General features: G+C 69.4%; 7 protein-coding genes. 1 reads left to right on the forward strand and 6 read right to left on the reverse strand.

The window, feature by feature from the left end; translation table 11 throughout:
• The 6 genes from AC3XYG_RS16795 to AC3XYG_RS16820 form a co-directional block, all read right to left on the reverse strand.
• On the reverse strand, window positions 1-738 hold a 738-nt coding region (locus AC3XYG_RS16795; RefSeq protein WP_489140996.1), incomplete at its 3' end, for an ABC transporter ATP-binding protein.
• Window positions 735-1598, reverse strand: a complete 864-nt coding sequence (locus tag AC3XYG_RS16800) for an ABC transporter ATP-binding protein (protein ID WP_489140997.1) — start codon at window positions 1596-1598, stop codon at window positions 735-737. The genes AC3XYG_RS16795 and AC3XYG_RS16800, both read right to left, overlap by 4 nt.
• A complete protein-coding gene (locus tag AC3XYG_RS16805) occupies window positions 1595-2494 on the reverse strand; it encodes an ABC transporter permease (protein ID WP_489140998.1) in 900 nt (299 codons plus the stop codon). Before AC3XYG_RS16805 ends, AC3XYG_RS16800 begins: the two co-directional genes overlap by 4 nt.
• Window positions 2491-3474, reverse strand: coding sequence for an ABC transporter permease (locus AC3XYG_RS16810; RefSeq protein WP_489140999.1), 984 nt, complete (start codon window positions 3472-3474; stop codon window positions 2491-2493). Before AC3XYG_RS16810 ends, AC3XYG_RS16805 begins: the two co-directional genes overlap by 4 nt.
• Before the next feature lie 103 nt (window positions 3475-3577).
• A complete protein-coding gene (locus tag AC3XYG_RS16815) occupies window positions 3578-5227 on the reverse strand; it encodes an ABC transporter substrate-binding protein (protein ID WP_489141000.1) in 1650 nt (549 codons plus the stop codon).
• 94 nt (window positions 5228-5321) lie between these two features.
• The gene (locus tag AC3XYG_RS16820) at window positions 5322-6530 is read right to left on the reverse strand and encodes an ROK family transcriptional regulator (RefSeq protein WP_489141001.1); all 1209 of its coding nucleotides are present in this window, start codon (window positions 6528-6530) and stop codon (window positions 5322-5324) included.
• Between the two features lie 104 nt (window positions 6531-6634).
• On the opposite strand from AC3XYG_RS16820, the gene AC3XYG_RS16825 reads away from it, so the two are divergent.
• On the forward strand, window positions 6635-7461 hold an 827-nt coding region (locus tag AC3XYG_RS16825; RefSeq protein ID WP_489141002.1), incomplete at its 3' end, for a glycoside hydrolase family 20 zincin-like fold domain-containing protein.

The following is a 7461-nucleotide window of genomic DNA, read 5'->3' on the forward strand; positions in this document are numbered from 1 at the left end:
GTGCTGCGGCGCGCCGGTCACCACGGCGGCGTCGCCCCATTCCACCATCTGGCCGGCGAACATCACCACGATCTCCTCCGCCACATGCGCCGCGGTGGCGATGTCGTGGGTGATGTACAGCATGGCCAGGCCGCGCGCGGCCTTGGTCTCGGCCAGCAGGCGCAGGATGTCGAGCCGGATCGAGACGTCGAGCATCGAGGTCGGCTCGTCCGCCACCAGGATCTCAGGTTCCACCGCCAAGGCCCGGGCGATGTTCACCCGCTGGCGCTGGCCGCCGCTGAGCTGGTGCGGGAACTTGATCGCGGCGATGTCGGGGTCGAGGCCGACCCAGCGCAGCAGCTCCGCCACCCGTGCCTCGACCGCTTTTGCCGCCGTCGCATGGCCGTGCAGCCGGACCGGCCGGGCCAAGTGGTGGGCGACGTTGAACACCGGATTCAGCGAGGCGAAGGGATCCTGGAAGATCATCTGCACCGCGCGGCGATAGGCCAGCTCCCCCACCCGGCCGGATTGGGCGGTGACGTCGCGGCCGCGGAACCGCACCTCGCCCTCGGTCGGCCGGTACAGGCCGGCGATCAGCCGGGCGCAGGTGGTCTTGCCGCAGCCGGATTCGCCGACCAACGCGATCGCCCGCCCGGGCTGGAGGCGGAACGACACGTCGCGCAGCGCGGTCACCGCATGGTCGCCGGCACCGAAGCGCATGCCGACGCCGTCAAGCTCAAGCAGGGCGGCTTCGGTCATGACGGCATCCGCTCCCGCACCGCATCCGCCAGTGCTTCGGCTGTGATGTCTTCTGCTGCACTCACCCCAATTGCGGTCGGCAAACGCGGGATCGCCTCCCACAATTTGCGGGTGTAGTCGTGCTGCGGCGCCCGGGTGATCTGGTCGACCGGCCCCTGCTCGACGATCCGGCCGCCCAGCATCACCGCGATGCGGTCGCAGAATTGCGACATCAGATGCAGATCATGGGTGATGAACAGGACGGAGAAGCCGAGCCGTTCCTGCAGCTCGCAGATCTGCTGCAGGATCTCGCGCTGGACCACGACGTCGAGCGCCGTGGTCGGCTCGTCCATGATGATCAAATCCGGCTCCAGCGCCAGGCAGATGGCGATCACCAGCCGCTGGCGCATGCCGCCGGAGAACTGGTGCGGATAGTCGCCGACCCGCTTCGGGTCGATGCCGACCAGCCGCAGCATCGCCTCGGCCTTCGCCCGCCCCTCGGCCCGGCTGCAGCCGGTGTGCCGGTGCAGCACGTCGAAGAACTGGCGTTCGATCCGCAGCAGCGGGTTCAGCGAGTTCATCGCGCTCTGGAACACCATGCCGATGCGGCGCCAGCGCAGCCGCTGCAGCGCCGGCTCGTCCAGCCGCAACAGGTCGGCGCCGTCGAAGCGGATCTCGCCCTGCCGCACCCAGGCCGGCGGCCGCGGCAGCTGGGTGATGGCATAGGCGATGGTGCTCTTGCCGCAGCCGGATTCGCCGGCCAGGCCGAAGATCTCGCCGCGGCCGATCTCGAAGGAGACATGGTCGACCGCGACGAAGGAGCCGGTGTCGAGCAGGTACTCGACGACGAGGTCGCGCACCTCCAGCAGCGGCGCGGTCATGCCGGCTTCCTCTCGCGCCGCCGGCGGTCGACCAGGCGCAGCCAGCGAGTCAGCGCCGGGCCGGAGCGCAGCTGCGGGTTCGCCACCTCGTCCAGGGTGAAGTTGATCAGGGCCAGGCCGAGGCCGAACAGGGCGATGGCGGCGCAGGGGGTCAGGATGTCCCACCACGCCCCGACCGTGATCGCCGAGGAGTTCTGCGCGTTGTACAGCATGCGACCCCAGGAGACGCCGAGCGGGTCGCCGAAGCCGAGATATTCCAGCGTCACCTGGGCGACCACGGCATAGATGATGCTGCCGACCAGGTTGATGCCGATGATCGAGGCCAGGTTGGGCAGGATCTCGACCCCGACGATACGCCAGGTCGGCTCCCCCACCAGCCTGGCGGCCAGCACGAATTCGCGGTGGCGCAGCGCCAGGGTCTGGGCCCGCGTCACACGCGCGCCCCAGGGCCAGGAGGTCAGGGCGACGATGGCGATGACGGCGCCGATCCCGGCCTGGCCGAGGAAGGCGGCCAGCACGATCAAGAGCGGCAGGTTCGGGATCACCAGCACGACGTTGGTGGCGAGGTCCAGCACCTCGTCCACCCGGCCGCCGCGATAGCCGCCGATCAGCCCGATCGCGGTGCCGATCGCGGTGATGACGATGCCGCCGGCGAAGCCGACCAGCAGCGAGGTGCGGGCGCCCCACACCACCTGGCTGAGCACGTCGCGCCCGACCCGGGTGGTGCCCAGCAGGTGTTCGGCGCTGGGCGCCTCATGCGGCCGGCCGACCCGGCCGGTCGGGTCGTAGGGCGCGATCAGCGGGGCGAGCAGCGCGATCAGCACGAAGGCCAGGACGATGACGACGCCGACCATCGCCTTCTTCTGCCGCCACAGCAGATGGAAGAGGCCGGTCATGCCGCCTGGTCCCGCAGCCGGGGATCGAGCCAGAGATAGGCGAAATCGACCGCCAGGTTGGCCGCCAGCGTCGCCACCGTCATGATCAGCAGCTGACCCTGGATCACCGGATAGTCGCGCGAGATCGCGGCCTGGAACAGGGTGAGGCCGAGGCCGGGGTAGTTGAACACGATCTCGGTGACGACGGAGCCGCCGAACACGCTGCCCAGTGCCAGGGCCAGGCTGGTCAAGTTCGGCAGCACGGCGTTGCGCGCGGCATAGCTGAACATGACCGTGGTCTCGCTCAGGCCCTTGGCCCGGGCCATGGTGATGTAGTCCTCGCCCAGCACCGAGATCATGTTGTTGCGCATCGTCGCCTGGAAGTCGCCGACCAGAAACACCGACAGGGTGGCCACCGGCAGGATGGCGTGCCAGGCGACGCTGCCGAGGAAGGCGAGGGAGAAGCCCGGGTCCATCGCCGGGTCCCAGGCATAGCCGAGCGGCAGCCAGCGCAGGCTGACGCCGAACAGGAACAAGGCGCAGAGCGCGATCACCACCGGCGGCAGCGCCAGCAGCACCACCGCCAGCGGCGACATCACCGCGTCGAACCGGCTGCCGCGGCGCCAGGCGGCGACGGTGCCGATCAGGCTGCCGAGCGCGAAGCTGAACGCGATCGAGGTCGTCACCAGCAGCAGGGTCCAGCCGATCGACCGGCCCAGCACCTCGAGCACCGTCTGGGGATAGTATTTGGTCGAGACGCCGAGATCGAGGCTGGCGATGCCCTTGAGGTATTCCCAGAACTGGTCGAGCAGCGAGGCATCGGACTGGCCGAAGCGCATCTTGATCGCCTCGATCATCGCCGGGGTCGCGCGCTTGCCGAACTGGGCGATCATCGCCTCGACCGGGCTGCCCGGCATGAGCCGCGGCAGCAGGAAGTTCATCACGATCGCGACCGCGAAGGCGATGGCGTAGATCAGCAGCCGGCGGTACGGAACGCGCATGCGATGGCCCCTGCTGTTGGACTGTGGCGGCGAACGAGACCCGAGCCGCATGACCGTGAAAATGAACGGCCTGCCAGGGCCTCGCGCATCAGGCTCCCCCGCCCTACTCCACCGGGCGCAGATGCAGCAGGTGCAGGATGCGGGTGTGGACGCCGTCATGGTTTTCCGGCACCGCGAAGGGGTCGTCCGGCGTCGCCCAGCCGGTGAAGCGCTTGGTCGAGTACTGGTACCAGGTCGGGTTGTTGAACAGCGGGATGACCGGCAGGTCGGCCGACACGATGTCCTGCACCTTGCTCATCAGCTCATGCTGTTTCGCGCTGTCGGTGGTGGTGCGGAATTCCGCCAGCGCCGCGTCGAGATCGGGGTTGGCGTAGCGGGCGGAGCCGCCTTCGACCCGGCCGCCGCTCTTCGAATTGTAGGTGTCGTTGTAGAACTTGAACGGCGTCGCCCCATCCAAGGTCGAGCCCAGCCCGGCATCGAACGCGCCGCCGATCATCGCGGTCGACCGCTGCTCCAGCTCCGGCGTCTCGACCCCGGCGTCGATGCCGAGGGCGCGCAGCCCCTCCAGCGCGATCTGGCTATCGTCGATCCAGTCGGTCCAGCCGTTCGGCACCAGGATCTTGAACGAGATCGGCTTGCCCGAGGGCGTGGTGCGCATGCCGTCGGCGCCCGGCTTGTAGCCGGCCTCGTCCAGCAGCGCCTTCGCCTTGTCGATGTCGTAGCCCATATAGGCGTCCCACTGCGCCGAATCGGTCTTGCTGCGCCAGACCTCGAAGCGCGGCGGCAGGCCGCTGGCATGGGCGTTCGCCACGGGGTAGCCGTAGCCGGCGACGGTGACCATGGCGTTCCGGTCCATCGCCAGGCTGACGGCGCGGCGGAAGGCCAGGTCGTTGAACGCCTCGCGGTTGCCCGCGTTCTCCGTCTTCAGGTTGAACATCAGCGAGACGGTCTCGGCCGGCGGCTGCCAGTAGTGGTTGTGCGCCGGGTCGAACGACACATAGGTCTTCTCGATGTCCGGCAGGAACGAGCCGAACCAGTCGAGCTCACCGCTCTGCGCGATCGCCAGGGTCTGGTCGTTGCCGGAGATCTGCGGGAACTTCAGACAGTCGATCTTGAGTGAGGCGGCGTCCCAGTAGTTCGGGTTGCGGCACTGCTCATAGACCTGGGTGGTGAAGCGCCGGACCTCCGTCATCGGGCCGGTGCCGACCGGGTTCTCATTGGCGGTGGCGATCGGATCCGGGATGGCGGACCAGATGTGCTTCGGCACGATCGGCACGTCGCTGAGGGTCTCGGGGAAAGTGGTGTCGACCGATTTCAGCCGGATGGTGACCTTGTGCGGGTCGACGATATCGACCCCGTCCACCGCATCGGCCATGCCATAGGCGTCGACCGCCGGGTTGCCGCGCGCCAGGTCGATCGAATACTTCACGTCGTCGGCGGTGAAGGGCTGGCCGTCCGACCATTTCACCCCGTCGCGCAGGGTGAAGGTGACCGATTTCAGATCGTCGGAATAGCTGAGGGCGGTGGCCAGCCGGTAGTAGGGCTTGCCGCCTTCGAACGGGTTGAAGATCACCAGCGGCTCGTAGATCAGGTCGATCGTGCTGGCGCGGCGCGAGCCGAGATTATACGGGTTGAAATTCCGCACCCAGGCGCTCTGTTCCTCCAGATGGAGGGTCAGCACCGTCTCGGCGAAGGCCGGAAGCGGCGCACCGAGCGTGAGGGCGGCGAGAACGGTGGCTTTCCAGAATTGCATGATGCCCCCCGGCAAAAGCTGTTTCCGACCGCTTTATTCATTCATTTCGAATTAATCGTGACCCGACCCCGAACCGCTTGTCAAGCACTGTGGACTAGACCACTGGATTCAACAACGCCTGGAAGCGCGGCGCATAGGTCCGGGCGATCGGTTCGGTCGCGGCGCCGATGGCGACGGCCCAGGGCCCGGCGGTGCCGATGATGATCCGCGGCTGGGCGCGGCCCGGCCGGTCGGCGATCGAGGACAAGGGCGGCAGCATCGCCGCGCCCAGCCGGGCCAGGAACGGTTCGGAGAACTGGCCGCCCAGCACGATCGCCTCCGGATCGAACAGGGTTTCGAGCAGCCGGACGGCGTGGCGCAGCCGGTCGCCGGCCGCGACAATCCAGTCCGCCAGCGCCGGCGCATCGCTCTTGCGGATGCCCTCCAGCCGGTCGTGCAGGTCGGTCATGGCGGGGTCGAGGCCGAGATGCCGGGCGACGGCGTAGAGCGAGACCAGCTCCTCCAGCGTCGCATCCGGCTGGTCGGCCGGTGGCGGCGCGCCGAACAGGGCGGCCGGCAGCATGCCGATCTCGCCGGCATTGCGCGCGGCGCCGCGCACCACCTCGCCCTCGATGACGATGCCGGCGCCGAGGCCCTGGCCGATGAACAGCTGGACGAAATTCTCCAGCCCCCGCGCGGCGCCGGCCATGCGCTCGCCGATCGCCGCCATCCGGGCGTCGTTCTCCAGCGTCACCACCAGCCCGGTGCGCTCGCTCAGCGCCGCGGCGAAACCGGTCGCCGACTCGATCCAGTCGGCGTGCCGGCCGGCGACCGACCCCAGCGGCAGGCCGAACGGCCCGGGCATGGCCAAGCCGATGCCGAGCAGCCGGTCGGGGGCCGTGGGGTCGATCGCGGCGAGGTCGCGGCCGAGTTCGTCGACCAGATCGGCCAGGGTGACGTTGCGGGCCGCCACGTCGCCGACATGCAGCCAGCGCTTGGCCCGGCAGACTGGGGCGCCGGACAGGTCCGCCACCACGCCGCGCACCTCGTGATGGTCGAGATGCAGGCCGATGGCATGGCCGCCGCCGGGCCGGATGCGATAGGGTGTCGGCGGCTGGCCGCGGCCGCCGGCGATGCGGTCGCCGGTCTCGACCAGGCCGGCGGCGGCGAAATCCTCGATGATGTTGGAGACGGTCTGTGACGACAGCCCGGTGCGCCGCGCCAGATCCGCCCGCGTCAGGGGGCCGGCTAGGCGCAGCAGGTCGAAGACGACGCGGCGGTTGTGCGCGCTCGCCCCTTCCAGATTGGCGCCGGCGCGCCGCATGGGGGCGGCCCCCTGCATCCCGGAGTCCTCGAAGCTATTGTCAAATCATTTAGATTTAATACCCTGTGCCTGACAAGGGCCCCTCCCACGCATCGAGGCCGAGAATGACGGATTCAACCGCCCCTTCACTGACCTGGGAGGTGTTGGCCCGCCCAGCCGACGGGCACGCGCTGTGCGGCCTGCGGCTCGATCCCGGTCCCATCCCGGCCGGATCGGCCTGGGCGCTGTACTTCAATTTCTGGCATCCGGTGTCGTCGGACTCCGTGACCGGCGACCTGGCGCTGGAGCGGCTGAACGGCGATCTCTGGCGGCTCACTCCCACCGGCGATGCCCCCTCGGGTGGACGCTGCAGCCTGAACCTGACCTGTGCCGGCTGGCTGTCGCAGATCACCGACCTGCCGGCGGTCTGCTTCCTGGTCGTGACCGGCGCGGATGGCCGGGACCTGCCGCCCCGCCCGGGCATCGTCCAGCGCATCCTGCCGGCCGACCCGGAGCAATGGCGCCGCTCGGCCGAGGACGAGGCACCGCCTGAGACCCCGACGACGCTGTTCGCCCAGAACCGTACCGTCGCGACGCTGCCGCCGGAGGCGCTGGCGCCGCTGACCCCACGGCCTTGGCGGTGGGAGATCGGCGCTGGAATGTTCCGGCTCGACCGCGCCGCGACCCTGGCCCATGCTCCGGAGCTGGCGGGCGAGGCCACGGTGTTGCGCGACGGGCTGCGCGGCCTGACCGGGCTGGTCCTGGCGTCCGGCCAAGGGGCCGCGACGATCCGGCTGGAGCTGGACCCGATCGCCGCGGTGCCGGAAGACACCGGCGAGGCCCACGCCCTGACCATCGATGCCACAGGCATTCGCATCGCCGGGCGCAGCCCCGCCGGGGTGATGCGCGGGATCCAGAGCCTGCTGCAGTTGATCCCGCCGGCGGCGCTGGG

It is taken from the genome of Inquilinus sp., assembly GCF_057815775.1.

Excerpts from the sequence above, each read along its gene's own strand:
- AC3XYG_RS16815 (WP_489141000.1), bottom strand. The coding sequence starts at position 5,227 with ATGCAATTCTGGAAAGCCACCGTTCTCGCCGCCCTCACGCTCGGTGCG.
- AC3XYG_RS16805 (WP_489140998.1), bottom strand. The coding sequence starts at position 2,494 with ATGACCGGCCTCTTCCATCTGCTGTGGCGGCAGAAGAAGGCGATGGTC.
- AC3XYG_RS16810 (WP_489140999.1), bottom strand. The coding sequence starts at position 3,474 with ATGCGCGTTCCGTACCGCCGGCTGCTGATCTACGCCATCGCCTTCGCG.
- AC3XYG_RS16800 (WP_489140997.1), bottom strand. The coding sequence starts at position 1,598 with ATGACCGCGCCGCTGCTGGAGGTGCGCGACCTCGTCGTCGAGTACCTG.
- AC3XYG_RS16820 (WP_489141001.1), bottom strand. The coding sequence starts at position 6,530 with ATGCGGCGCGCCGGCGCCAATCTGGAAGGGGCGAGCGCGCACAACCGC.